The sequence below is a fragment of the Providencia sp. UF-224 genome (assembly GCF_058245955.1).
Window position 1 is genome coordinate 1 of the sequence record NZ_JBSICC010000108.1, and the last position, 494, is coordinate 494.

Sequence of the window (494 nt, forward strand, 5' to 3'; positions counted from 1 at the left end):
ACTTCCACACTGCGCACCGCTTGGTAATGTTCAAGCCCTTTGCGCAAATCGCCGCCTGTGGTGTTTAAGCTTTCACACAGTTCAATCGCATCTTCCAAGGCCAGCTTGGTGCCTGAGCCAATGGAGAAGTGGGCGGTGTGTGCCGCATCCCCCATCAATACCACGGGCACCTCTTTGCCTGCTGAAGGCTCGGTCCAATGCACCCAGTTATCGCAAATCACCCGCGGGAAACGTATCCAAATCGCCGCACCGCGTAAGTGCGCCGCATTGGCAATCAGTTTTTCCCCGTCCAACCACGGGGCAAACAGGTTTTCACAGTAGGCAATGCCGTCTTCTTGGGACATCTGGTCGATGCCTGCTTTAAGCCACGTTTCCTCGGTGGTTTCGACGATAAAAGTCGATAAACCTTCTTGAAACTGGTAAGCGTGAACTTGGAACCAACCGTGCTCATTTTCGGCAAACAGGAAGGTAAAGGCGTCGAAAATCTTTTTGGT

At 52.6% G+C, this 494-nt stretch carries 1 pseudogene; it reads right to left on the bottom strand.

The features are described 5' to 3' along the window. Positions 1 to 344, bottom strand: a pseudogene (locus AC4IFO_RS23055) (bifunctional salicylyl-CoA 5-hydroxylase/oxidoreductase); the annotation flags it as partial. Between the last annotated feature and the right edge of the window lie 150 nt (positions 345 to 494).